The sequence below is a fragment of the Dactylosporangium sp. NPDC049525 genome (genome assembly GCF_040676755.1).
In the GTDB taxonomy this organism is placed as follows: domain Bacteria; phylum Actinomycetota; class Actinomycetes; order Mycobacteriales; family Micromonosporaceae; genus Dactylosporangium.
On the sequence record NZ_JBFAPO010000043.1, the window covers coordinates 1 to 22,627 of the forward strand.

21 protein-coding genes are annotated in these 22,627 nt (G+C 72.9%); 13 read left to right on the forward strand and 8 right to left on the reverse strand.

Features of this window, described 5'->3' with window-relative positions; genetic code table 11:
- The first annotated feature begins 155 nt into the window (after positions 1-155).
- The 4 genes from AB0K00_RS40520 (at position 156) to AB0K00_RS40535 (ending at position 4,061) form a co-directional block, all read left to right on the forward strand.
- A complete protein-coding gene (locus AB0K00_RS40520) occupies positions 156-1,016 on the forward strand; it encodes a sugar ABC transporter permease (protein WP_363532430.1) in 861 nt (286 codons plus the stop codon).
- Positions 1,013-1,837, forward strand: coding sequence for a carbohydrate ABC transporter permease (locus AB0K00_RS40525; protein ID WP_363532433.1), 825 nt, complete (start codon positions 1,013-1,015; stop codon positions 1,835-1,837). The genes AB0K00_RS40520 and AB0K00_RS40525 overlap by 4 nt, the downstream gene beginning before the upstream one ends.
- Positions 1,838-1,877: 40 nt before the next feature.
- Positions 1,878-2,900 carry a LacI family DNA-binding transcriptional regulator gene (locus tag AB0K00_RS40530; protein WP_363532436.1) on the forward strand — a complete coding sequence of 341 codons (1,023 nt, stop codon included), beginning with the start codon at positions 1,878-1,880 and terminating at the stop codon, positions 2,898-2,900.
- Between the two features lie 168 nt (positions 2,901-3,068).
- On the forward strand, positions 3,069-4,061 hold the full coding sequence (locus AB0K00_RS40535) for a LacI family DNA-binding transcriptional regulator (RefSeq protein ID WP_363532442.1): 993 nt from the start codon (positions 3,069-3,071) through the stop codon (positions 4,059-4,061).
- Between the two features lie 24 nt (positions 4,062-4,085).
- Here AB0K00_RS40535 and AB0K00_RS40540 read toward each other — a convergent pair whose 3' ends face one another.
- The gene (locus tag AB0K00_RS40540; protein ID WP_363532445.1) at positions 4,086-5,492 is read right to left on the reverse strand and encodes a glycosyl hydrolase; all 1,407 of its coding nucleotides are present in this window, start codon (positions 5,490-5,492) and stop codon (positions 4,086-4,088) included.
- Between the two features lie 195 nt (positions 5,493-5,687).
- On the opposite strand from AB0K00_RS40540, the gene AB0K00_RS40545 reads away from it, so the two are divergent.
- The 5 genes from AB0K00_RS40545 (at position 5,688) to AB0K00_RS40565 (ending at position 10,441) form a co-directional block, all read left to right on the forward strand.
- Positions 5,688-6,215, forward strand: a complete 528-nt coding sequence (locus AB0K00_RS40545) for a hypothetical protein (protein ID WP_363532448.1) — start codon at positions 5,688-5,690, stop codon at positions 6,213-6,215.
- Positions 6,205-7,434 carry an MAB_1171c family putative transporter gene (locus AB0K00_RS40550; RefSeq protein WP_363532451.1) on the forward strand — a complete coding sequence of 410 codons (1,230 nt, stop codon included), beginning with the start codon at positions 6,205-6,207 and terminating at the stop codon, positions 7,432-7,434. Before AB0K00_RS40545 ends, AB0K00_RS40550 begins: the two co-directional genes overlap by 11 nt.
- Positions 7,435-7,542: 108 nt before the next feature.
- Positions 7,543-7,965, forward strand: a complete 423-nt coding sequence (locus AB0K00_RS40555) for an XRE family transcriptional regulator (RefSeq protein ID WP_363532454.1) — start codon at positions 7,543-7,545, stop codon at positions 7,963-7,965.
- A gap of 84 nt (positions 7,966-8,049) precedes the next feature.
- Positions 8,050-10,077, forward strand: a complete 2,028-nt coding sequence (locus AB0K00_RS40560) for a hypothetical protein (protein ID WP_363532457.1) — start codon at positions 8,050-8,052, stop codon at positions 10,075-10,077.
- Between the two features lie 118 nt (positions 10,078-10,195).
- On the forward strand, positions 10,196-10,441 hold the full coding sequence (locus tag AB0K00_RS40565) for a hypothetical protein (RefSeq protein ID WP_363532460.1): 246 nt from the start codon (positions 10,196-10,198) through the stop codon (positions 10,439-10,441).
- Positions 10,442-10,648: 207 nt separating this feature from the next.
- Here AB0K00_RS40565 and AB0K00_RS40570 read toward each other — a convergent pair whose 3' ends face one another.
- Positions 10,649-11,602: a DUF6569 family protein gene (locus AB0K00_RS40570; protein ID WP_363532463.1), complete on the reverse strand. Its 954-nt coding sequence runs from the start codon at positions 11,600-11,602 to the stop codon at positions 10,649-10,651.
- Positions 11,602-12,900, reverse strand: coding sequence for a hypothetical protein (locus AB0K00_RS40575; RefSeq protein WP_363532466.1), 1,299 nt, complete (start codon positions 12,898-12,900; stop codon positions 11,602-11,604). The genes AB0K00_RS40570 and AB0K00_RS40575 overlap by 1 nt, the downstream gene beginning before the upstream one ends.
- A 112-nt stretch (positions 12,901-13,012) precedes the next feature.
- On the opposite strand from AB0K00_RS40575, the gene AB0K00_RS40580 reads away from it, so the two are divergent.
- From AB0K00_RS40580 to AB0K00_RS40590, 3 genes are all read left to right on the forward strand, one after another.
- Positions 13,013-13,498, forward strand: a complete 486-nt coding sequence (locus AB0K00_RS40580; RefSeq protein WP_363532468.1) for a sigma-70 family RNA polymerase sigma factor — start codon at positions 13,013-13,015, stop codon at positions 13,496-13,498.
- Entirely contained in the window at positions 13,495-14,562 is a 1,068-nt protein-coding gene (locus tag AB0K00_RS40585) for a hypothetical protein (RefSeq protein ID WP_363532471.1), read from the forward strand. The genes AB0K00_RS40580 and AB0K00_RS40585 overlap by 4 nt, the downstream gene beginning before the upstream one ends.
- A gap of 203 nt (positions 14,563-14,765) precedes the next feature.
- Positions 14,766-16,103: a condensation domain-containing protein gene (locus AB0K00_RS40590; protein ID WP_363532474.1), complete on the forward strand. Its 1,338-nt coding sequence runs from the start codon at positions 14,766-14,768 to the stop codon at positions 16,101-16,103.
- A 10-nt stretch (positions 16,104-16,113) separates the two neighbouring features.
- On the opposite strand, the gene AB0K00_RS40595 is transcribed toward AB0K00_RS40590, so the two are convergent.
- Positions 16,114-17,937 carry a hypothetical protein gene (locus AB0K00_RS40595; RefSeq protein ID WP_363532477.1) on the reverse strand — a complete coding sequence of 608 codons (1,824 nt, stop codon included), beginning with the start codon at positions 17,935-17,937 and terminating at the stop codon, positions 16,114-16,116.
- A 214-nt stretch (positions 17,938-18,151) separates the two neighbouring features.
- On the opposite strand from AB0K00_RS40595, the gene AB0K00_RS40600 reads away from it, so the two are divergent.
- Positions 18,152-18,805, forward strand: coding sequence for a methyltransferase domain-containing protein (locus AB0K00_RS40600; RefSeq protein WP_363532480.1), 654 nt, complete (start codon positions 18,152-18,154; stop codon positions 18,803-18,805).
- A gap of 10 nt (positions 18,806-18,815) precedes the next feature.
- Here AB0K00_RS40600 and AB0K00_RS40605 read toward each other — a convergent pair whose 3' ends face one another.
- The 4 genes from AB0K00_RS40605 to gcvT are packed head-to-tail and all read right to left on the reverse strand — an operon-like array spanning position 18,816 to position 22,509.
- Positions 18,816-19,709: a hypothetical protein gene (locus AB0K00_RS40605; protein ID WP_363532483.1), complete on the reverse strand. Its 894-nt coding sequence runs from the start codon at positions 19,707-19,709 to the stop codon at positions 18,816-18,818.
- A gap of 24 nt (positions 19,710-19,733) precedes the next feature.
- Positions 19,734-21,080 (reverse strand): L-serine ammonia-lyase, encoded by a 1,347-nt coding sequence (locus AB0K00_RS40610; RefSeq protein WP_363532486.1) that lies wholly within the window; start codon positions 21,078-21,080, stop codon positions 19,734-19,736.
- A gap of 5 nt (positions 21,081-21,085) precedes the next feature.
- Positions 21,086-21,445, reverse strand: coding sequence for a glycine cleavage system protein GcvH (gene gcvH / locus AB0K00_RS40615; RefSeq protein WP_363532489.1), 360 nt, complete (start codon positions 21,443-21,445; stop codon positions 21,086-21,088).
- Between the two features lie 5 nt (positions 21,446-21,450).
- Positions 21,451-22,509, reverse strand: coding sequence for a glycine cleavage system aminomethyltransferase GcvT (gcvT, locus tag AB0K00_RS40620; RefSeq protein WP_363532492.1), 1,059 nt, complete (start codon positions 22,507-22,509; stop codon positions 21,451-21,453).
- Positions 22,510-22,627 lie beyond the last annotated feature (118 nt).

Genomic DNA, 22,627 nt, shown 5'->3' on the forward strand with positions numbered 1-22,627 from the left:
CGGCGGCCCAGGTCGGCAGGGGGTTCGCCGGGGCCCAGCGCGGCGCCCGACTCACGCACAGCGCGCCCGTCCGGCCCCATGGCACACCGCACCGGCCGGGGCGGGGCCCCCCCCGGCCGGGCGGCGCCACGACGGACCCCGCCCAACGGAGTGCCGTGAGAACCCGACTCGTCCCCTGGCTCTACCTGCTGCCCGCCCTCACGCTGCTGATCGTCTTCACGTACGTCCCGGTCGGCAGCATGATCTCCTACAGCTTCACCGACTGGGACGGCCTCGACCCGAACCCCGCGTTCGTCGGCGTCGACAACTACGTGCAGCTGTTCACCCGGCCGGAGCTGTTCAGCGTCTTCGTCGTCAGCGTGTACTACCTGCTCGCCGCGTTCGTGCAGACCGGCCTCGCGCTGTACTTCGCCTTCATCCTCAGCTTCAAGCTACGGCTGCGGAACCTGTTCAAGGGCATCCTGTTCTTCCCGTACCTCATCAACGGCGTCGCCGTGTCGTTCGTGTTCCTCTACTTCTTCCGCCCCGGCGGGACCCTCGACGCGGTCCTCGCGCTGTTCGGCGCGCACCCCGGCAAGCTGTGGCTCGGCGACCCCGACCTCGTCAACGTCTCCCTGTCCGGGGTGTCGGTGTGGCGCTTCCTCGGGCTCAACTTCGTGCTGTTCCTCGGCGCCATCCAGGCGATCCCGCCGGAGCTGCACGAGGCCGCCGAACTCGACGGCGCGAACCGCTGGCACGTGTTCCGGCACATCGTCGCCCCCGGCATCAAACCGATCCTCAGCCTCAGCGTCATCCTCGCCGTCTCCGGGTCCCTGTCGGTGTTCGAGATCCCGTTCGTGATGACCGGCGGCGCCGGGGACAGCAAGACCTTCGTCATCCAGACGGTCAAGCTCGCCTTCCAGTTCAACAAGTTCGGGCTCGCCTCGGCCGCCGCGGTCGTGCTGCTGCTCATCGTGCTGCTGGTCACCTGGGTCCAGCGCCGCCTGGTACCAGAGGAAAGGACCGACCTGACATGAGCCGGCTCGTCGCAGTGCTCAAGTACCTCAGTCTCGCCGCCGTGTCGCTGGTCGTCCTGCTGCCGCTCGTGTCGGTGTTCCTCACCTCGCTGAAGACCCCGCGGGAGATGACCGACGGCGGCGACCCCCTCGCCCCGCCCGCCGACTGGACCAACTTCGCCAACTACGCCACCGCGTTCACCAGCGGCCGGATGCTGACCGCCTTCGCCAACACCGCGCTCATCCTCGTCGTCTCCGTCGCCGGCACGGTGCTCGTGGGGACCCTCGCCGCATACGCCATCGACCGCTTCACCTTCCGGTTCAAGAAGGTCGTGGTCGGCGCGTTCCTGGTCGCCACCCTCGTCCCCGGCGTCACCACCCAGGTCACCACGTTCCAGGTCGTCGACGCCCTCGGCGCCTTCGACACCCGCTGGGCGCCGATCCTGCTCTACCTCGGCACCGACATCGTCGCGATCTACATCTTCGTCCAGTTCATGCGCGGCATCCCCGTCTCCCTCGACGAGGCCGCCCGCCTCGACGGCGCCTCCACGTTCAGGATCTACCGCAGCGTCATCCTGCCGCTGCTGCGCCCCGCGATCGCCACCGTCGTCATCATCAAGGGCATCTTCGTCTACAACGACTTCTACATCCCGTTCCTCTACATGCCGTCGGAGGGCCTGGGCACCATCTCCACCTCGCTGTTCCGGTTCAAGGGCCCGTTCGGCGCGCACTGGGAGACCATCTCCGCCGGCGCGATCCTGGTCATCGTGCCGACGCTGCTGCTCTTCCTGTTCCTGCAACGCTTCATCTACAACGGCTTCACGTCCGGAGCCACCAAGTGACCCGGTGTGCCGGGCCGGTGCGGGCTGCGACGACAATGCCATGGTGACCCGGCGCCCCACCATCAACGACATCGCCGAGGCCGCCGGCGTCTCCATCGGCGCGGTCTCGTTCGCGCTCAACGACCGTCCCGGCGTCTCCGCCCGCACCCGCGCGCGGATCCTCGCCATCGCCGACGAGATGGGCTGGCAGCCCAGCGCCGCCGCCCGCGGCCTGTCCGCGTCCCGGGCCGAGGCGATCGGCCTGGTCATCGCCCGCGACGCGGCGACCCTCGGCGTCGAGCCGTTCTACATGAAGTTCATCGCCGGCCTGGAGACTGAGCTGTCCGCGACCGGCACCGCCCTCGTCCTGCAGGTCGTCGCCGACCACGACCGGGCCATCGACGCCCTGCGCTCGCTGTGGGCGGCCCGCCGCATCGACGCCACCATCCTCACCGACCTGTGGGCCGACGACACCCGCGTCGCCGCCCTCGCCACGCTGGGCCTGCCGGGCGTCCTGGTGGGCCACCCGCGTCCCGGCTCGACGATCCCCGCGGTGTGGAGCGACGACGCCGCCGCCCTCACCGAGGCCATCAACTACCTCGCCGCCATCGGCCACCGGCGCATCGCCCGCGTCGCCGGCCTCGCCGCCCTGGAGCACACCCGCATCCGCACATCGGCGTTCCGGGCTGCCGCCGCCCGCCACCACCTGGACGCCGCCGAGGTCGTCGACACCGACTACACCTGGGAGGCCGGCGCCTGGGCCACCGAGCAGCTGCTGACCTCGGCCCGCCCCCCGACCGCGATCACCTACGACAACGACATCATGGCCACCGCCGGCCTGCACGTGGCCCGCAAGCTCGGCCTCGACGTCCCCGGCCGGCTGTCCATCATCGCCGGCGACGACTCGCAGCTGTGCGAGATGGCGTATCCGGCGCTGAGCGCCCTGGCCCGCGACGTCCTCGCGTACGGCGCCAATGCCGCCCGCACCCTGCTCGCCCACCTCGAGGGCGCCCCGCCCGGCGACTTCCAGGACGCCACCCCCCGCCTCCTCCTCCGCGACAGCGTCGCCGCCCCACCCCCCTGACCCTTCCCCTGACGAAGCGGAGGCCGTGCGAGCGCGAGCATGGGGGGCTCCGAGGTGGGAACCCCCCGGCCGGCCGCGGCGGCAGCCACCCGGAGCGAGTAACTTCATCCTCGGTCCGGCGCAGGTGGTGCCGTGGGCTGGGAGGGGCGGATGGGTCGGCGGCCGACGATGAGCGACATCGCTCAGCGCGTCGGTGTGTCGCGGGTCGCCGTCTCCTATGCGCTCAACGGGCGGCCCGGGGTGTCCGACGACCTGCGGGAGCGGGTGCGGGAGGTCGCCGCGGAGCTCGGGTTCGCGGTGCACCGGCCGGCGGTGGCGATGCACGGGGCGTCCTGCGACGCGGTCGGGTTGACGCTGCGCCGGACGTCGGCGGCGTTCAGCATCGAGGTGTTCCGGCGGCAGCTCATCAGCGGCATCCAGATGGAGCTGTCCGCGCGCGGGTTCGGGCTGGCGCTGCAGTTCGTCACGAGCGCCGAGGAAGAGATCGCGGTGCACCGCAGGTGGCACGCCGAGCGGCGGGTGGACGGGGTGGTCCTGTGCGACCTGCGCCGCGACGACCCGCGGGTGCCGGCGCTGCAGGCGCTCGGCCTGCCGGCCGTCGTCGTCGGCGGCACGGGTGCGATCCCGGGACTGGCGAACCTGTGGACCGACGAGGCCGCCTCGGCCGGCAAGGTGGTCGGCTACCTGGCGTCCCTCGGGCACCGGCGGGTCACCCGAGTGAGCGGGCCGCCGGACATGCTGCACACCCAGGCGCGGACCGCGGCCGTCGAGCGGGCCGCGGCGGGGATGACCGTGACCGTGGTGGCGGCCGACTACACGGGTGACGCGGCGGCGCAGGCCACCCGGCGCATCCTGAGCGGCGCGCCGCGGCCGACGGCGATCGTCTACGACAGCGACGTGATGGCCCTCGCCGGGCTGGGGGTCGCGGCGGAGATGGGGGTACGGGTGCCCGCCGACGTGTCGATCCTCGCCTGGGAGGACTCACCGCTGTGCGAGCTGGTCCATCCGGCGCTGACGGTCCTGCGCCGCAACATCACCGACTACGGCGCGCAGGCGGCCCGGCTGCTGCTCGAGTGCGTCGACGGGCGGGAGCCGCGCAGCGTGCGGTACACCAACCCCACCCTGGCGGTCAGGGACAGCACCGCCCCCGCCGCCGGCTGAACGACGGCAGGGACGGCTCGGAGCCTATGCCGGCACGGTCCACCGCTGGTTGGTCTGTCCGTTGCAGGTCCAGATCTGGATCTGGGTCCCGTCGGCGCTGGACTGGCCGGCGGCGTCCAGGCACCGGCCCGTCGACGGGTTGACCAGGGTCTGTCCCGCGCGGGTCCACTGCTGGTTGCCGTTGCCGACGCAGTCCCAGAGCTGGACCTTGGTGCCGTCGGCGTTGGCTCCGCCGGCGACGTCGAGGCACTTGCCGAGCGCCCGGATCGTGCCGTCGGTGCCGATGCTCCACTGCTGTGCGCCGGTGCCGTTGCAGGTGTACAGCTGGATCTTCGTGCCGTTCGCGGTGCCGGACGCGGCGACGTCGAGGCACTTGCCGGCCAGGCCGGTGACCGGGCCGGTCCGGGTGCCGCCGGTCGAGCCGGGCACGGTGAACTCGCCGCGGACCAGGACGCGGCTGTTGAAGTACGTGTTCTGCACCGCGGCGTTGGAGTTGTACGCGCCGTCGGTGAGGTACTCGGCCCACACCATGAAGTACGTCCAGCGCGGCTGGGCCTGCAGCAGCGCGACACCCGGCACCTGGCCGACCTCGGCGAGGGCGATCGGCTTGCCGCCGGCGACGTTGAGCATCGCCTGGTAGTCCGAGGTGCTCGGGGCGTACTTGACCCACATGTCGAGGGTCGCGAGGTCCACATAGGACGGTCCGGGCCAGTAGTCGGCGATCGAGCCCATGTTGACGTCCTTGACGTTCCACACCCACACCAGGTTGGTCAGGCCCTGGGTGTTGGCGTAGTGGTCGTGCACGATCTGGAACAGTTTCCGGCTGCCGTTCGCGCCGGGCCGGCCGCCCCACCAGGACCAGCCCTCGTTCATCTCGTGGACGGGGCGGAAGAGCACCGGCACGCCCGCGTTCTGCAGCTGCCGCAGGTAGGGCACGGCCTCGTTGAGGCGGTTCTTGAAGGCGGTGTTCAGCGACGTACCGTCGGTGACGAGCTGGCTCCACTGGCTGTCGCTGAGGTGGCTGAGCACGCCACCGATGTCCCAGCCGCAGGTGGAGCCGACGGTCGGCGGGCACATGTGCCAGGTCAGCGCGACGAGTGAGCCGCCCTGCCACTGGCGGACGGCCTCGTCGACCATCGTCTGGCGGGACGACACGTCGGCGGACTGGAAGAGGAAGTCGCCGCCCCACAGGCCGGGGGTCTGGCCGGTGATCTGCTGGGCAACCCGGGTCCATTTGGTCGGGTCGGCGTTGGGCTCACGGTTGTGCTGCCCGGTGATGGTGTACTGCCCGGAGATGCCGCTCAGGTAGCTGATCAGCGCGCTGCGGGACGACTGCGGGAACGCGTCGGCGGTCTGGGGCCGGGGCTGGGCGACCACGGCGAGCACGGCGGCCGCGAGGGCGGCGACCGCCACGATCCAGGCTCTTCGCACGGGGGGCTCCTTCAGGACGGGCCAGGCGGGCCACTGTACGGAATACTTACTGAACCGAGTAAGTGCAGGCACCGTACGTCCGGGCCACGAACACTGTCAATAGAGCTGAACAAATGAAAGCGGTGGCGGCTTTGGCGGCGCCGACCTGGGGCATATCGTTGAGCCGGTATGCCCCGACCGTCGGCTGGAGCGTGGATGCGGCTGCGAGAGCTGGAGAAACAGGTCAGGCGGATGCTGGCCGGGCTGGAGGTCCCGGACCCGTTCGACCTCCGGGCGTTCTGCGCGTCCGTCGCCGCCGCGCGGGGCCGCGACCTGCACCTGCACCAGCTGCCGGAGGCGGGGGTCGACGGCACGGCGTGCGGGCTGTGGCTCGCGACCGACAAGGCCGACCACGTCTTCTACGCCGCGGGCACCGGGTGGCTGCACCAGCAGCACATCATCCTGCACGAGATCGGGCACATCCTGTGCGAGCACGTCGCGCCGGAGCCCGAGCCCGAGGACGTGACCGCGCTGCTGCTGCCCGACCTGGACCCGGCGACGGTGGCCCGGGTGCTGCGCCGCTCGTCCTACAGCGCGCCGCAGGAGCAGGTCGCGGAGATGATCGCGACGATGCTCAACGAGCGGGCCGGCACCACCGCGGCCCGGCCGCCCGTCGATCCCGCCCTGGGCAACCTGTACGACGCCCTCGCCGAGCCGTTCGTGGTCGAGCGCCGTGGTCGTTGACGTCCTGGAGATCGTCGTCCTGGTCGCGTTCTGGGCGTTCACGATCTGGCGGTTCGCGACGCCGCAGACCGAGCGGGGCAAGGCCGTCCGCCTCGTGGTGCTGCTGGCGACGCTGTCGTTCACGTTCAACCGCCGGGAGATCTCCTACGCGACCGACACGGTGCTGCACGTGGCGGACATCTCGGTGCCGCTGAAGAACCTCGCGACCCTCGCCGCGTCCGCCGGCCTGGTCCACATCGTCGGGCTGCTGTCGACCGACCCGGCGCGGTGGGCCTGGCTACGCCGCGCGGCGTATGCGCTGCTGAGCGTGACGTCCGTGGCGATGTGCGTGCTGTTCCTGCTGGCCCCGCGCCGCCCGGAGCGCTACGACTTCGTCTACGAGCACGCCGGCGAGCCCGTGGTCACCGCCTACGCGGTGCTCACCCAGCTCGGGCTCACCGTCGGGCTGATCTGCGCACTGGTGCTGTTCCGCCCCACCGGGCGGTCGGTCGCGCCGGGGCCGCTGCGGACCGGGATGTGGCTGCTGAGCGCCGGGGCCGTGGTCGGGCTGCTGTTCATGACGAACCGGGTCGTCTACCAGATCAGCCACGCCGCCGGCAGCGTCGCCCTGGACACCACCGCCGCGCAGAACGTCTCGCGCGCGCTGCTGGCGACGATGCTGCTGCTCTTCGCCGCCGGCGGCGCCCTGCCGGCCCTCGGCGGGCTGCGCCGCTGGACCTCACGCTATGTGGCGCTGCAGCGACTGCGGCCGCTGTGGCTGGAGCTGTCGACGGCCGCGCCGGAGGTCGTGCTCGGCGACCCGCCGGGGCGCCTCGGCGAGCTGCTCACGCTGCGGAGCGTGGAACTGCGCCTCTACCGTCGGGTCATCGAGATCCGCGACGCACAGTGGCTCCTCGCCGCGCGGGCCGGGGACGGCGAGGACGACGCGGCGGCCCTGCGGGCGGCGGTGACCGCCCGGCGGCACAGCGCCGCGGCACCGCAGGATGCGGCCGGGCGCGCGGTGCGAGCCATGGCGTCCGGGTCCCCGGTGACTGCCGCCCCCGCCCCGGCAGTTGGCCCGCCGGGCGCCTCCCAGTCGGCCGGCGGGCCCGACGTCGACACCGAGGTCCGGGCGCTGCTCGGCCTCGCGCGGCGATACCGCGACGCGGCCGCGCAGGACGTTGTGGCCACCCCCGTTGCTCTCGCCGGCCACAGCGATCCATCCGACCCGAATGGATGACGTCAACTTCAGTTTATGGGGCGACCTCGTCCATAAATCTGAGCTTATGATGGAGATTTCCATCGTGGGGGTGCGATTGTCAAGCGTCGCTACGTTGCAGGAGGCAAGGTGACCCTCGCAGAGAAGCTCGACCGGCTGTTCGGCACGGTCCACCCGCCCGGCCGCGGCGAGTACAGCTACGAGGAGGTCGCCGCCGCCATCCGTGACCGGGGGGTGATGATCTCCCACACGTATATCTGGCAGTTGCGCAAGGGTGCTCGGGACAATCCGACCAAACGCCACCTCGAGGCACTCGCCGAGTTCTTCGGGGTCAATGCCGCATATTTCCTGGACGACGAGGCCGCCCGCCGCATCGATGAGCAGCTGGAACTCCTCGCCGCGCTGCGGGACAACGCGGTGCGCACGATGGCGCTGCGCGCCGCCGGGCTGTCGGGTCCGAGTCTCGAGGCGATCCACGGCATGATCGAGCACGCGCGCAGGATCGAGGGCCTTCCGGACGATCCGCCACCGGCCGGTGTGGTGCGAAACTGACACGCCGGGCGGGGTGTTGGCCCGGCGGCACGCGACGGTAGCGTTGCGCCAGATCGCGCGCGCGATGGTATGGAGGGTTGGCACATGTCCCAGGGCGGAGAGCTGTTGACGGCTCGCGAGGATTCCGGCTCGCGGCCGAACTTCAAGGTCGCGCTGCGAGGCTACGACCAGGGACAGGTCGACCAGTTCCTCGCCAAGAAGGACCGGGAGATCGCCCAGCTCGCCGCCGAGCGCCGGCGGATCGAGGCGGACCGGCAGGATCTGGACACCCGGCTGCGCTCCATGCAGGCGCAGCGCCAGCAGCTGCAGGCCGAGCTCACGGAGATCCGGGACCGACCGGCGCAGATCGACAAGGCCTCGTTCCGGCACCTCGGGCCGATGGTCGACGACATCCTCGCGCTCGCGGAGAAGCAGGCCAACCAGATCACCAGCACCACCCAGGAGCGCGCCGCCAAGCACCAGGCCGAGGCGGAGAAGGTCCTGGCCGAGGCCCGCGAGCTGGCCGCCAAGACGCTGCAGGACCTCGACGACGAGCTGGCGAAGCGCCGCGCCGAGGAGCAGCAGGCATATGACGAGCGCCGCGCCGCCGCGCAGGGCGAGCTCGCCGAGATCCGCGAGCTGGCGGAGCGGCTGCGGGCCAACAGTGAGGCCGCGCAGCAGCGCGCCGAGCAGGAGGCCAACCGGATCAACGAGCAGAGCGCCGCGCAGATCAAGCACACCCAGGCCCAGGCGAAGGCGCTCCTGGAAGCGGCCCACCTCAAGATCCAGCAGGAGATCGAGGCGGCCCGCAAGCAGACCCAGCAGGAGCTGGCGCAGTGGAAGGCCGCCGCCGAGAAGGAAATCGACGAGGTCAAGGCGGCCGCTGAGCAGGATGTCGCCGCGCACCGCGAGGCGGTCGAGGAGGAGCTGACCCGCCAGCGCGCCGCCGTCGAGGAGGAGCTGACCGGCCTGCGCCGGCGCGCCGAGGAGCAGAACGCCCAGGCCCAGCACCAGCTCGCCACCGTCCAGCGCGAGATCCAGGCCCGCCGGCAGGCGCTGACCCAGCTGCAGGCCGAGCTGGAGTCCCACCAGCAGCGCCTGGCGCAGACCCGCCGTGAGGGCGCGACCGCCGAGCGTGAGGTCGTGCAGTTCCAGCAGCGCCTGAAGGAGACCCGCCAGGACCTGGCCGAGGAGATGGGCCGCCTCGAGGAGGCCCGCTCCGCCGCCGAGTCCGCGGAGCGGCACGCCAAGGAGGTCCGCGCCCGCGTGCAGCGCGAGGCGAAGCGGGTCGCGGACCTGGCCGCCGCCGCCGTCATGGCGGCCGCCGCGGGCGGCGAGACCGGCGAATACGCCAAGATCCCCGTGCGCACCCCGGCGGAGCGGGCCGCGGAGCAGCAGCGGGTCGTCGACCAGCAGCGCCTCGCCGAGCAGGAGCCCGGCGGCCAGCCCCAGCAGAACCAGCCCCAGCAGAGCCACCCGCAGCAGAACCAGTCGCAGCCGAGTCACCCGCAGCAGGGTCACCCGCAGCAGGGCCAGCCTGTCGCAGGTCAGCCGGTCGCGATCCATCCGCTCACCGGGCAGCCGGTCGCGATCAACCCGCTCACCGGTCAGCCGCTCGGCGTCCGCCCGGGCGCGGGCCAGCCGGCCCAGGCCGGCAACGGCGCCGACCGCGGCGCGGCGGCCGACGACGGCGCTGCGGAGGACGACCAGCCCGAGGACAGCCGCACCGGTGAGCACGGCCCGCTCGGCGAGCACGGCCCCCTCGGCGAGCAGGCCGGCGACGACAGCGGCGAGCGCGGCACCCTGGGCGCGCAGCTCCGCGCCGCCAGCGCCAGGTCCGACAACGGCAGGGACGACAACGGCCGGAGCGACAACGGCCGAGACGACAACGGCCGGGGTGACAGCCGCACCGGCGAGCACGGTCCGCTCGGCGAGCAGGGCCGCGGGCAGGGCAAGCCGGGCGACGGGGCACCGCGCAGCCTGTTCGAGCCGCGCACGGCCGCGCACGAGACGACCGACGACGAGCGGCCGAGCACCGGCACCGGCCACGGCAACGGGTTCGCCCGCCACTCCTCGGAGCCCGCCGTCCCGGCCCAGCGCGACGCCCTCCGCGACGCCGACGCCAACCGCTGACCCGACACCGACACCACCGCGACACCGCGACACCGCGACAACCCGAAGGATCGCCGGGGCTCCGACCCCGAGGATCCTTCGGGTTGTCTGGTTTCGCCGCACCGCTGTCGCGTTCTGGGTGTCGCTGACGCCGGACGGCACGGACCTGTTCGACACCGCGCTGCGGCTGCGGGTCTCGCCGGCACCGGAGCACGACCTGGCGCCCGAGGTGGTCGCGGCGGAGTCGCCGCTGGACAACGCCTTCCCCTCGACGGTGGTCGAGGGCGAAGGACCTGCCGGGCGCGCTGCTCGCAGCGCACCTGGAAGCCGGTTGGTCATCGGCTACGACCGGGGCGAACCCAGCCGCCACCTCTGGCACCGTTGAAAAAGCGCGGAAGGCGCCACCCCCGCCGGGGTGGCGCCTTCGTGGCGATCGCGGGTCGGGTGGCCAGCGCCCTGTCGACATAAATGGCCGCTTTGAGTTAGCGACTGTGCCCCGATCTGGAATCGGGGGGCCTGTCGGCCGGGCCTGACGCAGTCCCGCAATACCTTGTATTCAACCGGTTCCCGGGTGCGGCCGGCAACCGGATTTTCAGACCGTCGCCGCGAACAGCGACGCGTACACCAGCCGCGGGCCGTCGGTGACCACCTGGCCACCGACCGTGTCACTGACCACAGTGGACAGTCGCAGGTCGAGGTAGCGCTCCTCCTCGACCAGGTCGCCAGGCTGCCACGCGGCGCGGGCCAGCCAGTCGGCCACCTCGTCCGCCACCGAACGACGCCGCGCCGCCAGGGCGGTGCGCAGCCCGTCGAGGGAGTCCACGTCGAACGCGGCGTCCACCGGAGCGGGCGGGCCGGGTGCGGCGAACCACGCGGCCGGGCCGTAGGCGAAGCACACCAGGGCCATCCAGACCTCGGCGAAGTATCCCGGGTCCGGCGCGATCTCCAGCCCGGCGAGCCGGTCGCCGACGAAGAACAGCGCGCCGAGCTGCCCGTCGAGGAGCTCCAGGCGGCTCTGGTACTGGGTGAGCACCGCCCGCTTGCGGGTCAGCACCTGCTCCAGGTGCCCGCGGGCCGGCAGCCCGTGGCGGGCGTTGAAGCCGGCGATGTCGCCCCACAGCTTGCTGTACTGGCTGGTGCCCCGCAGCCGCAGCGCCGCGGCGCGCAGCTCGACCGGCAGGATGAAGAACCACTGGTCCCGCTCGGACAGGTAGCCGCCCTGGCTCTCCTGGACGCAGCACGCGTCGTCGAAGCGCAGCGTCTGCCCCGCGGCGATGAACGCCGAGCGGCACAGGGCGTGGTTCTGCGCGGAGTCCTGGATGTAGCCGACGTGCAGCGGCACGATCGCCACCCCGGTGTCGCCGGGGTTGGTCAGTTCGACCTGGCCGTAGGTGACGACCCGGCTGAGCTTCAGCCCGCTGCGCGGCGGTGCGACACCCGGGTACGCCGGGCCGAAGACCGGCACCATGGTGAGCGCGCCGGCGCGCTGCGGCGGGCCGAGCCGGTAGCCGGTGGTGTCCACCCCGGCGGGGACTGGCAGGTTCATCACGGTCCTCCTTCCAACGTGAGCGAGGCGGCGGCGAGGCGGCGGCGCAGTTCCGCGGCGATCCACCGGTCGGCGGCGGCACCGTCCACATGGGACAGCATCCACAGCACCAGCGGCGCGAGGTCGTCGCCGTGCCAGAACGTGCGCTGCGGCAGCGCCGGCGCGGGCCGGCGCAGCGTCAGGTCGTCGGCGTGGCCGAACGTGGCCTGGCAGAACACGACCGGCGTGCGGATCCCGGCCCGGGGCAGGGAGGCGGTGACCCGGGCCAGGTCGCCCGGGTGGACGTTCTCGTAGCCGTCGGAGGCGACGGCGACGACGTCCGGCGCGACCGGGCCCGACAGCGCGTCCAGGACACCCGTCGCGAGGTCGGTCGCCCCGCCGGGACGGCCGTGCCCACCGCCGACCGGCACCACGACCAGCCGCGCGCAGATCCGGTCCAGGACCCGCCGCAGCGCGGCGACCTGCGACGCGACCGCCCACTCGCGCTCGCCGTAGCCGCGCATCGAGGCGGAATCGTCCAGCACGAGCGCGACGGTGCCCTCGTAGCGGGGCAGGCCGGCGACGATCGCGTCGGTGTACCGGGCGACCGCCGGCAGCAGCTCGCCGCTCGGCCCGCCGCGCAGCAGGTGCACGAGGGTCGCGGCGAGGTCGCCCCGGTTGGTCGCGGTGACCGTCTCCGGCCGCTGCGCGGTCAGGTCGAGGTCGCCGGCGGCCGGCGGGAGCGCGACGAGCCCGGTGCCGTCGGCGTGCCGGTACAGCGCCGGCACCCGCTGCGACGCGGCGCTGGAGCGCAGCAGCGCGTGGTGCGGGCGGGCGCCGCGGCGCAGGGCGTCGACGCAGGCGCGGGCGGTGGCCCGGCCGAGGGCGTGCTCGAAGCAGTCCTGGGCGAGGCCGCGCCGGGCCTGCGCGAGCTGCGCGGCGTGCGGGTGCTCGAGCAGGACCGTCAGCACGGTCCGGGTGACGTGCTTGTGGTTGGCCCGGCGCCGGCGTACCGCCAGCAGCACGGTCAGCACGTCCGCCGGCGCGAGGCCGAGCGCGAGGACCCGGGTGACCCGCGCGAGGGTGTCCCGGGTGGCGTCGTCGAGCCCGGCGCGGGAGGCGAGCAACAGCTGCAGCAGCAGCCGGGCCCGCTGCGACGCGAGGACCCCGGGCGTGAGCGCGCTCAACGCGTACCGCTGCGGGTCGGCGGTGTACGCCTCGGCGTGCACGCCCTCGTCGTCCCACGCCACGGCACCGCCCCGCGGCACCCGCAGCACCGTGTCGTGCCGCTGCAGATGGCGCACGAACTGCACGGTCATCGTCGTTCCTCCTCCCGAAACGGACTCGCCGCCAGGGTCGCACCGCAAAATTCAGTGGAACGAATGCTTTTCCGTATGCAACCGGCGACCCGGACGGGGCGTGTTCCTGGACATGGCAGACGCCGACACGTTCGCGGAGTTCTACCGGGACACCTATCGGGGCCTGGTCGCGCAGCTCGTCGCGTACACCGGCGACCTCGGCGAGGCGCAGGACGTGGCGCAGGAGGTCTATGTGCGGGCCTGGGCGCGCTGGCGGCAGCTCAACACCTACGACAACCCGCGGGCGTGGGTGAGCCGGGTCGGGCACAACCTCGCCATCAGCAGGTGGCGCAAGGCCCGCACGGCCGTGGCCGGCTGGGCGCGGCACGGACCGCCGCCGCCGGTCCCCGAACCCGACGGCGACACCCTGGACCTGGTCGCGGCGCTGCGCCGGCTGCCGGAGCCACAGCGCCGGGCTCTCGTCCTGTTCCACCTCGGCGGGTTCACGGTCGCGGAGATCGCCGGGATGGAGGGCGCGCCGGAGAACACGGTGAAGGCCCGCCTGGCCCGCGGGCGGCAGGCCCTGGCTCCGATGCTGACCACGGAGGTGACGTCATGACCCCGGATGCCGGGCACGAGGCCGTCGACCAGGCGTTCCGGGCGCTCCGGGCGCGGGTCGACACGGCCGCGGTCGCGCCGCCGGCGGAGCGGATCGAGGCCCGGGGGCGGCGCCGCCGCGCGGGGCACGTGGCCCTCGCCGGGCTGACGGTCCTCGCGGTCCTCGCCGGCGGCTGGGCGATCGCCCGCCCCCCGGACCGGGACGCGGCGCCGAACCCGCCCGCGGTCTCACCGACGGCGCCTGCCGCGCCGACGGCGACACCGACGGGCACCCGGCCGGACCGGATCCCGCCCGGTTTCCTCGCCGGCGAGGCACGTGCCGAGCAGGTCATCGACGAGCACACCTTCCAGGTCGAGTGCTTCGGGCAGCCGGTGGCGCGCCGGGCCATGACCGAGTTCGACGGCGAGCAGGCGCAGCGCCGGCAGCTGAGCCAGGCCCTGTACGTGTACCGCGACGAGAACGCCGCGAAGGCGGTCATGCGGGACCTGCGGCCGAGGCTGCAGCGGTGCAGCGGCTTCGAGGGCGCGAGCGTGCTGGCGCCGGCGAGCAGCCCGGCCCTCGGCGCCGAGGCCCTGTCGATCACGGTCGCGCTGCCCCGCGACGGCGCCGGCGAGCAGACCGGGCAGCCGTTCCGGTTCCTGGTAGTGCGGGTCGGTTCGGCGATCGCCGAGTTCGACGGCATCGTGCGGACCCCCGAGACGCTCGACCGTCCGGGAGCGATGATCCCTCGGATGTGTGTCTTCGGATCCGGGTGCCCGCCGGCGTACGCGGCGCCGGTGCCACCGCCGGCGAACGGGGGCGAGGTGTGGGCCGCGGTCGTCGGTGTCCACGAGACCGGGACGCAGCGGCCGCCGCGGGATGAGACGGCGGGCGAGCTGGCCGTGCTCGGCTACCGGGCGGTGGTCGTGCCGCTGGCGTGCGACGTGGGCGCCGCCGCGGCGCTCGGCGTGGCCGCGGAGGGCAACAGCTACACGGTGGTGTACTTCGCATCGCGCCAGGACGCCAGCAGCCTGGAACAGAAGTACGGGCTGACGGCGGTGCGGGTGCGGACCTACTGCAGCTGAGCGCCGGCGAGCGGCCGGTCCCGCCGGTGCCTGGCGACCTTGCCTTTGGCGACGGCCCACGGCCCACGGCGTGGGCGCGGCGGCGGCGCGGACCTGAGCGACCGTACGGCGCACTGCATATACAGCTTCGCGACGCCGTCGACATTCCGTCCGGCGGTGCACGAGACTCGGCCTGGGCGGTCGGCGACAGGGGTGGAGCGGGCATGACGGTGGCACAGCTGTGGACGGACCGGCGCTCGGAGGTCGCGTTCAGCGGCGGCCGGGCCGGGTCCGGTCCCGCGACGTGGGGGCAGCAGGCGATCTGGGACGTGGTGCGCAACCTCGGCACCGACGCCGCCCGCTACAACGTCTCCGGTGGCCTGCCGCTGCCGGCGCCGGTCCCGGCCGAACGGGTCGAGGCCGCAGTCCGGGACCTGGTGCTGCTGCACGAGTCGCTGCGGACCCGGCTGCGCACCGCCGACGACGGCCGGCTCGACCAGGTCGTGCACGCCGCCGGCGGCATCCCCGTGGTGACCCGCGCGGCGGACGCGGACACGGTCACGCCGACCGCATACGCGCTGCGCGACGAGCTGCTCGCGGTGCCGTTCGACGCCGAACGGGAGTGGCCGCTGCGGGTCGGTGTCGTGCAGGTCGGCGGCGACGCCCGGTACGTCGTGTTCTTCCTGTCCCACACCGCCTCCGACGGCTGGGGGCTGCGCAACCTCCTCGCCGACTTCGCCGCCCTGCTACGCGGCCCGCTGCCGGCGCGGGACCTGCTGCAGCCGCTGGACGAGGCCGCGTTCCAGACGTCGGAGCGTGGCCGCCGCCGCGACGCCGCCGCCCGCCGGTCCTGGTGCGAGAAGCTCGGCCGCGGCCCGGCGAGCCAGTTCCCGGCGCGGGCGGGCCGGGCACCGGCGGCCACGTTCCCGAACGCGGTGCTGAACTCCCCCGCGCTGGCCCTGGCCCTGGACCGGGTCGCGGCCGGCCTGTCCGTCAGCCCCGCCGCGGTCGTCCTCGCCGCGGCGGCGGCGTCCGCGGCCCGCCTCACCGGCGTCGGCGAGGCCGTCTTCCAGGTCGTCGTCAACAACCGGTTCCTGCCCGGCATGGCCGGCGGCGTGACGACGATCGCGCAGGAGGGGCTGTTCCACCTGACCGGCACCGGCGGCGCGGACTTTCCGGACCTGGTCCGCCGGACGTTCGGCGCCGCCCTGTCCGCGCAGCGCCACGCGTACTACGACAAGCTGGCCCTCGACCGTGCCGTCGCGGCCCTCGACGCCCCCTGCGACCACACGTGCTTCGTCAACGACCAGCGGGGGCTGATGCCGGCGCTCGGCTTCGCCCCGCCGGCCCCGGCGCCGCTGCCGGAGGCGCTGACCCGCACGACCCTGACGTGGCCGGTGGAGCACGAGCCGCGCCGGGGCGTGTCGTTCGCCCTCGACGCCCAGGACGCGCCCGGCGCCCTGGAGCTGGCGATGACCGCCGACAGCGCCCTGATGCCGCGGTCCGACATGGCGACGTTCCTGTACACGATCGAGGACCTGATCGTGCGGGCCGCCGGTTGACCTTGCCGGGTCAGACCTTCCAGACCCAGACGTCCACGACGTGCTCGCCGGGGCCGAACAGCATGTCGGCGGTCTGCCGGACGGCGTCGCTGTTGCCGTGGCCGTCGGCGAGGATGATCCGGTCCGCCTTCCAGTACGCCAGGTCGGCCTTGGCCTGTGCCACGTACTCGGGGCCGAGCTGCGGCACGACGCCGTCGTTGCCGACCTGGCCGAGCAGGGACCAGGTCTGCGGGTAGGTCGGGCCGAACATCGCCTTGTGCTCCGGGTCGTTCGGGTCCGGGGCGAGGAAGTACCCGCCGGCGATCTTGAAGTCGATGCGCGCGTCGATGGACCAGCGCATCGCGTCCAGGCCCTCCCACCAGCCGCCGGGGATGACCACGACGGTCGCCTGCTCCGGGACGTGCTGCCGCCACACGCCGCTGCTGAAGAAGATCGGCGGGGCGGGTCGCTCGTTCGTGGGTTGCGGCGTCGGGATCAGCGGCAGCAGCGCCATCGCCAGGGCCGCCGTCCACAGCCAACGGCCGGCGACGGGCAGCGGCTCGTCGTCCTCGTCCAGGTCGGCGGGGGCCTCCGAGGCGAACGAACCCTCACCGGACGGCTCCGCCGGGACGGCGGCGGCCGCCATCGCCGTGACCTTCTCGGCGCGGGGTGCCGGCGCCGCGACGATGAACCGGTCGACCAGGATGGCCAGCAGCACCCCGACGAGCGGGGTGACGACGAGCGCGACCCGGGTCGGCACCACCGAGTCGAACAGCGGCAGGTCGACCAGGAAGCGCCACGGGCCGTGCCAGGTGGTCTCCTCGCCCTTGTACCGCACGACCGGCCCGAGCGACAGCGCCGCGAACACGACGGCGGTCACGAACAGCGCCCGCGCCGCCCGGTGCCGCCACAGGGCGGCCGCGGCGGCCGGCAGGAGCAGCAGCAGCGGCCAGCCGAAGAACGTGTTCTCCTCGGTCGGCCCGCCGAGCTTCTCGATCTGGGTGACGTCGCCGAGGATCGAGCGGCGGCTGAAGTTGAAGAACCCGGCGAAGTCGGCGCTGAAGCCGTGCACGAAGTCGGGCAGCCCGTGATACGCCTGCGGGCCGGTGAACTGGTGCCACAGCGGGTACGCCATGACGACGCCGGCGGCCAGGGCGGTGACGCCGAGCGCCGGCAGCGCGGCCCTCGCGGCCGGCAGCATCTCGCTCGGCCGCAGGAACACCAGCAGGAACACCAGCAACGCGAACGCCGCGAGGAACAGGACCTCCTCGTTGATGAAGCACTGGTACACGACCAGACCGGCCAGCACCAGGCCCTTGCGGACGGTGTCGCCGGGTTCACGCATCCGGAACACGGCCCACAGGATCAGCGGGATCATGAACTGTCCGGCGATGTTGGGGTGCCCGGTCGTCTGCGACACCATCGCGGGGCCGAACCCGCAGAACAGCGCGCCCAGGTACGCTGCCGTCCGGGACCGAACGACGTCGCAGCGCAGGAGCATGAAGTACCACGCGATCGCCGTGGCGGCGGGCGCGATGGTGCTGATGATGACGAACGTGACGGGCGCGCCGAACAGCAGCGTGATCGGGGCGAGCGGCAGGGCGAGCCCGAGGATGGACGTGTTGGCCATCAGGTTCACGCCCAGCGGTGCGTTGAGCTGGTCGGTGAAGAACGGGGAGTCACCATGGGTGAACAGGCGCGCGGCGTGCGTGAGCACCCACTCGAAGAACACCTGGTCCTGGTTGTTGTCCGCGAGCATCCTCGTCTGCGGCGCCGCCCACAGGTGGTGGAACAGCACAACGGAGAAGACCACGTAGCTCACGACGACAAGCGCGCTCTTTCCGCCGGTTTTCACGGGTGAGACCATAGCTGGACCCCTGCCCATGGCGCACGCTCTGGTCCCAGAGCATCGACGCCTATAAACTACGCCAATTCCGGATAACATGATCAGATCGTTGGATCGCCGAGCTACCGAGGAGAACGCCGTGCCGCTTGGAGGCGATCGGGATCGCAGTCCGGAGATCCTCGGTGACCAGCTCATTCAGTCCGAGGTGCTCGAGGGACTGGCGATGGCGAAGAACCATCGCAAGTGGTTCGTCGCGTTCGCGACGCCGTTTCTCGGCGACGACCCGATCGAGGTCAGCGCGGGCCTGGGCGACTACGCGGCGGAGTGGCTGGAACACGCACCCCGGATGACGGTCACCGAGGCCGACCCGGACCGGCTCCTGGCGCTCAAGGAGCGCTTCTCCGCCAACCGTGAGGTCTCGATCCGCGAGCTGATGCTGCCGAGCGAGATCACCGCCGAGCACAGCGCCGCCGTGTCGTACAACGTCCTGGAGCACATCGAGGACCACCTGGGTGCGCTGCAGACGATGCGGTCGCTGGTCCGCCCCGGCGGCTACGTGATCATCGTGGTGCCGGCGTTCCCGTTCGCGATGGGCCCCGCCGACATCGCGACCGGCCACGTGCGCCGGTACACCCGAAAGACCATGCGCGAGGTCCTGCTCGCGGCGGACCTGGAGATCGAGAAGTTGCACTATGCCAACTCGCTGGGTCTGATCGGCTACTACGTGTCGACGTGCCTGCTGCGGCAGAAGCCGGGCCCGGGCCTGATGGTGAAGTTCTACGACTCAACGGTCGCACCGATGACCCGCTTCGCCGAACGCTTCATCACCCCGCCCTTCGGCCAGTCCGTCATCGCCATCGCTCGCCGCCCGGTCTGAAAGTTTCGCTTCACCGCAGATTTCGGGGCCGGGTCGCGGCGAGCCACCCGGCCGGGTCGTCGGTGGCGATCGGGTACCCGTACGTGAGGTCCGCGTGCCCGGACGACAGCGTGTCCTGCGCCCACAGGCGTTCGCACAGTGAGCAGCGGTACACGGCCAGCCACCGCGCCGGGTCGGCGGCCACCTCGTCGAGCAGCGGCAGGATCCTGGCCCAGTTCCCGGCGAGCCGCACGGCTTCCCACCGCGCCTCCGGCGCCTCGAGGCGTTCGTGCCGGCAGCCGCACACCAGGGGCTCGGCCAGGTAGCCGTAGCGCCGCCCCCACGCCAGGACCCTGGCCGTCTTCCGCCGCGACCGCCACCCCCTCCCCCGCCGCGTGTGCTGCCAGACGAGCGCGCCGGTGTCGACGTCCGGGTGCACCAGGGCGCACGCGAGGGCCTCGTGCGCGTCGTACGGCCCGTCGTACGCCCGCTGCGCCGCCGACAGCACCACCTCGGCCGGATAGCGGCCCTGCCGGGCCAGGGCCAGCCGGGCGAGCTTCGTGACCGTGCTCGGGAACAGCCCGTGCGCCACCGGCTCCCCAGGCGCCCCGAGGGCCAGCTCCCACACCGTGCCGAGGAGCCGCTCCGGCACCGGCGGCACGTCCCTCGCCGGCGGGAACGCCGAGCGCAGATACGTCAGGAACTCCTGCGCCCCCGGGTCATGCCCGAGCGCCGCCCGCACCAGCGCCAGGAGCTCCGGTCCGGCGGCCACCCCGGCCAGCGTCAACCGATCGAGTGACAGCTCCCGCACGACTGTCCAGGCCGCCGTGGGATCGGCCACCTCAAGGGTCCAGTAGTCGGTGTCCCGCGGCCGCAGCCCCGCAATCTCCCGGGCCACCTCACCGCCGTCAAGGACCCGCTGCACCGCCTCAGTCTCCCACCGATCCCGTCAACACTCGATGACCGTGACTGCCAGTCCCCCGCGGGCGGTCTCCTTGTACTTGACCGACATGTCGCGGCCGGTGTCGCGCATCGTGCGGATGGCCTTGTCGAGGGTGACCTTGTGGCTGCCGTTGCCGTTGAGGGCGAGCCGGGCCGCGTTGATGGCCTTGACGCTGGCGATGGCGTTGCGTTCGATGCAGGGGATCTGGACCAGGCCGCCGACGGGGTCGCAGGTGAGGCCCAGGTTGTGTTCGAGGCCGATCTCGGCGGCGTTCTCGACCTGTTCCGGGGTGCCGCCGAGGACCTCGCACAGCCCGGCCGCCGCCATCGCGCACGCGGAGCCGACCTCGCCCTGGCAGCCGACCTCGGCGCCGGAGATGGAGGCGTTGCCCTTGATGAGGATGCCGACGGCGGCGGCGGTGAGCAGGAACCGGGCGACACCGTCGTCGGTGGCGCCGGGCACGAACCGCGTGTAGTAGTGCAGGACCGCGGGGATGATGCCGGCGGCGCCGTTGGTGGGTGCGGTGACGATCCGGCCGCCGGAGGCGTTCTCCTCGTTGACGGCGAGGGCGAAGAGGTTGACCCAGTCCAGGACCCGCAGCGGGTCCTCCGTCCCGTCGTCGGCCTTGAGGTCGCGGAACAGGGCGGGCGCGCGGCGGGGGACGCGCAGCCCGCCGGGCAGGACGCCTTCGCGGTCGCAGCCGCGTTCGACGCAGGCCTGCATCACCGACCACAGGTCCAGCAGGCCGGCGCGGGTGTCAGCGTCGGGGCGCCAGGCGCGTTCGTTGGCGTACATGACGGCGCTCATCGGCAGGTCCAGCTCCCGGCACAGGGCGAGCAGCTCACCGCCGGTGCTGAACGGGTGCGGCAGGACGGTGGTGTCGGCGACGATGCCGGTGTCGCCGACGACGAAGCCGCCGCCGACGGAGAAGTACGTGCGTTCCGCGACCAGCTGCCCGGCCGGGTCCCAGGCGTGGAAGCGCATGCCGTTGGGGTGTTCGGGCAGCGACTTGCGGCGGTGCAGGACGACGTCGGCGTCGCTGTCGAACGGGATTTCACGACCACCGGACAGCCGCAGCCGGCCGGTGCGGCGGATGTCGGCGACGCGTTCGTCGGCGGTGTCGGTGTCGACCGTCGCCGGGTCCTCGCCGAGCAGGCCGAGGACGACGGCCTTCGCGGAGCCGTGGCCGTGGCCGGTGGCGCCGAGCGAGCCGAACAGCTCCGCCTTCACCCGGCCGACCTCGACGGTGTCCAATGTGGACGCGAAGCGGTGGGCGGCGCGCATCGGGCCGACGGTGTGCGACGAGGACGGGCCGATGCCGACGGAGTACAGGTCGAACGCGCTCAACGCCACCGGGCTCACCCGACCAGTGCGGTGTAGGCGGCCGCGTCGAGCAGGTCCGGGGTACCGGCGACGCGGAGCTTGAACAGCCAGCCGCGTTCGTACGGGTCGTCGTTGAGCAGGCCCGGCTCGGCGACGAGCGCGTCGTTGACCTCGGTGACGGTGCCGTCGGCGGGGGCGACGAGGTCGCTGACGGACTTCGTCGACTCGACCTCCCCGCACGGCGTGCCGGCGGTGACGGTGGCGCCGACGTCGGGAAGCTGGACGTAGACGATGTCGCCGAGCGCGGCGGCGGCGAACGCGGTGATACCGACGACGCCGTCGTGCAGCCATTCGTGGTCGCGGGTGTAGGACAGGTGCGGCGGGATCGCGGACATGATGCTCACCTCTGCGAGGAGTAGAAGGGCAGCGCGACGACGTCGGCGTCGACGCCGGCACCGCGGACGTCGACGGTGAGCCGGGTGCCGGGCGCGGACCGGCCGGTGGGGACGTAGGCCATCGCGACGGGATGGCCGAGGGTCGGCGAGAGCGCGCCGCTGGTGACCGCGCCGATCTGGGCGCCGGTCGCGGGGTCGAGCACCGGGTAGCCGCGCCGGGGCGCGCGGCGGGTGCCGGTGACGAGACCGACGAGGACGTCGGCCGGGCCGTCGGCGCGCTGGCGGCGCAGGGCGGCGGCACCGACGAAGCCGGGCTTGTCGAAGGCGACGACCCGTTCGAGGCCGGCCTGCAGCGGCGTGACCCGGACGGACAGTTCGTGGCCGTACAACGCCATCCCGGCCTCCAGCCGCAGCGTGTCGCGGCAGGCGAGCCCCGCGGGTTCGGGGCCGCGGCCGAGCAGGGACTGCCAGACGGTGCCGGCGTCCTCGGGGCGGCAGTACACCTCGAAGCCGTCCTCGCCCGTGTACCCGGTCCTGGCCAGCAGCACACTCCGGCCGGCCACCGTGAACTCGCGGATCGCGTAGTAGCGCAGCGGTCCCGGGTCGAGCATCGCCGCGGCGGCGGGCCCCTGCACCGCGACGAGGGCCCAGTCCGCGGACGCGTCGCGGACGCCGACCTGGAAGCCGTCGGCGTGCTCGCGGAGCATGGCGTAGACGACGGCGGTGTTCGCCGCGTTGGCCACCACCAGGTAGCGGCGGTCGGCGAGGCGGTAGACGACGAGGTCGTCGAGGACACCGCCGGTGTCGTGGCAGAGCATGGTGTACCGGGCCCGCCCGACCGCGAGCGTCGACAGCCGGCCGACGAGCGCGTAGTCGAGGAAACGGCCCGCGTCGGCGCCGGTGATCTCGAGCTCGCCCATGTGGGACAGGTCGAAGAGTCCGGCGGTGCGGCGCACGGCGTGGTGCTCGGCCAGCTCGCCGCGGTAGCGCAGCGGCATCCGCCAGCCGGCGAAGTCGGTGAAGGTGGCACCCAGATCGCGGTGCACATCGAACAGTGGCGTCACGTGAGGCTCCCTGGGTCCGGATGCCGTCGCGGACGGCACCCTGCTGGGTGACCTCCCCGCTCTGTCATCGGAACCTGAGAGCTTCACCGCCCTGCCCGCGACGTGCCGGGTGGGCGGT